This is a genomic window from Streptomyces oryzae (genome assembly GCF_017676365.1).
In the GTDB taxonomy this organism is placed as follows: Bacteria; Actinomycetota; Actinomycetes; order Streptomycetales; family Streptomycetaceae; genus Streptomyces; species Streptomyces oryzae.
Genome location: NZ_JADKMA010000373.1, coordinates 1 through 2,329, shown reverse-complemented (window position 1 = coordinate 2,329; position 2,329 = coordinate 1). Strand labels below are relative to the sequence as shown.

At 69.9% G+C, this 2,329-nt stretch carries 3 protein-coding genes; all 3 read right to left on the bottom strand.

Going from position 1 to position 2,329, the window contains the following annotated elements; all coding sequences use genetic code 11:
* Nucleotides 1-75: 75 nt before the first annotated feature.
* Complete coding sequence (locus ITI46_RS34175) at nt 76-828, bottom strand: AIM24 family protein (RefSeq protein ID WP_209243900.1); 753 nt, start codon at nt 826-828, stop codon at nt 76-78.
* A 31-nt stretch (nt 829-859) separates the two neighbouring features.
* Nucleotides 860-1,546: an AIM24 family protein gene (locus ITI46_RS34170; RefSeq protein ID WP_209243898.1), complete on the bottom strand. Its 687-nt coding sequence runs from the start codon at nt 1,544-1,546 to the stop codon at nt 860-862.
* Nucleotides 1,547-1,558: 12 nt separating this feature from the next.
* A partial coding sequence (locus ITI46_RS34165) for an AIM24 family protein (protein WP_247747019.1) occupies nt 1,559-2,329 on the bottom strand: 771 nt, incomplete at its 5' end.

Here is a 2,329-nt window from a genome sequence, read left to right as displayed (position 1 = left end):
CCCCGGTGTGCGGATGCACACCGGGGCGGCCGACGTTGGCGGGCGGACTTTCGGCGTAAGACGGCCCGAGGGCACTCAGTTGGTGAAGATGTTGCCCTGGTTCTGGCCGCGGGCGCCCTGGGGGCCCATGCCGTACTGGGCGCGGAGGCCGCCGCCGATCTGGGCGTTCTGCGGGGGGAGCAGTTCGCTGGGCTGGACGAGGGCGTAGCCCTGGCCCATGAAGGAGAGCTCCCAGCCCTCACCGGTGTTGCCGCGGCGGCGCCAGACGCCCTGGGAGGAGGTCTGGGCCTGCATCTGGACGCGGAGGCCGCTGGACCAGGCGACGACGGCGTCGGAGTCGGCGTTGACGTAGGTGTCCGGGGTGACGTTCAGCAGCAGCGGCTGGCCCGAGGTCATCAGCGCCACCTTGCCCTGGCCGGTGATGTTGAGGTTGTACGAACCGGTCCCGGAGATCCCGAACTGGCTGTCCACGGAGATGACCTCGTGGTGCAGCGTCGAGTCCATGGCCAGGACGTATGAGGCGTCGACGGTGAGGCCGTCCCGGTCGACGTCCACCACGTGCACGTACTGCGCCAGGTTGGCCAGGAACACCGTGCCCTGGCCCGAGCAGCGCATCAGCGGCAGCTGCTCGCGCGCCGGGCCGCGGCGCCGGCTCTGGCCCTGGTACTCGGCGTCGAACTCCAGCAGGCCCTGGTACGCGACCATGGCCCCCTTGCGTGCCAGCACGTCGTCGTGCCCGGTCAGCTGCACCCGCAGCAGCTGCGGGTTCTGCACCGCGTAACGGTCCTCCGTCGCGACCTCGGCGTATCCGAAGAGTGAGCTCTGCACGGCTGTTCTTCCTTTCCCCTTCGGCTTCCCGTCAGCCCCGGACCCGGATGCGGTCCGTGCTGTCCTCGCTCGGCTGGACGACCACGAAGCCCTGTCCGGAGAAGGCGATCTGATACGCCTCGCCGCTGCCCCGGCCGATGAGCGCTCCGGCCTTCATGCTCCGCTTGCCCTTCATCTTCAGGCCGCTGGACCAGGCCACCAGCGCGTCCGGGTCGACATACGTCTCGTCCTCGCCGCGCCCGCAGTCCACGACCACGGGAGTGCCGCGCGAGGTCAGCGCGACCCAGCCGGTGCCGCGTACGCCGACGTTGAACAAGCCCTGGCCGGCGAACTTGGCGAGCCCCTTGACCCGCTCGACGCCCCACTGGAGGTGCGCGTCGAAGGCGAGCAGATTGGTGCCGTTGACTGACAGCGACTCCTCGTTGAGGTTGACGCAGACGACATCCGCGCCGTAATCGGCCAGGTAGAGCAGCCCGTCGCCGCGGCAGAGCATCAGCGGGTTCTGCTCGCCGGTCAGCCACTGCGAGGCCATCTGGCGCACGGCGGGCGGGTTGGCCTCGTACTGCACGAAGCCCTCGTAGGCGACCATCGAGCCGGGCCGCGCGAACAGGTCGTGACCCGACTGCATGGCCACCTTGACCATGTGCGCCCCGTGGTTCTCCATACGTGCTGCCACGGGAGCGGGCGCGAAGCCCGCGAGTGGTGCTGGCTGGTTCATGACGGGCTCCCCCTAGACCTCGTACGGCTGGACGACGATGAAGTTGCCGGGCGCGCCCCGGAACTGGAGGTTGACGGTCTCCCCGCTGTGCCCCGGATAGGCGTTGCGGTGCAGCCGCACCTGGCTGGTGACGATCACCTGTGCCGCCGCTGACCAGGCCACCACCGCTTGCGCGTCGGCGAACGTCGTGGGGGTGACCGGCAGTACGACGGGAGTTCCCTGTGTCTTGACGACGACCGTGCCGGTTCCGCTGAACTGCATCGTGAACAGCGCGCCACCGGGGATGCCATGGCCCTCGATCCGGCGTACCTCGTGCTGCAGCGACTCGTCGAACGCCAGCACGTTCTCGGCCGAGACGCAGATCGCGTCGCCCTGCAGCTCCACGGGGTGCACGTGTGCGGCGTTCTCGGCGAAGAAGACCTGGCCGCGGCCGCTGCACCGCATCAGCTGCATCTCCTGGCCGGTCGCGTTGCCGACCACACGGCCCGTGAAGCCGGCGCCCTTGTAGGAGAAGTCCACCTTGCCCTGGTACAGCACCATGCTGCCCTGCTTGGCGAGTACGGGCTGGCCGTCGACGCCGAGGTCGGCGCGGACAAGCGCGGAGTTCTGCAGCGTCCAGCGCTGGCCGGTCGGCACCTCGTGGAACTTCTGCAGCACCGCGCCGATGCCCGCCGCCGGGCCCTGCGGGATCTGCGGCGCCTGCGAGCCGCCGAAGCCGCCGGGCTGCTGCTGCGCGAACGGGTTGGAAAGCTGCTGGCCGGGAGGGCCCTGGGGGTTGGGCGG

Excerpts from the sequence above, each read along its gene's own strand:
- ITI46_RS34170 (WP_209243898.1), bottom strand. The coding sequence starts at position 1,546 with ATGAACCAGCCAGCACCACTCGCGGGCTTCGCGCCCGCTCCCGTGGCA.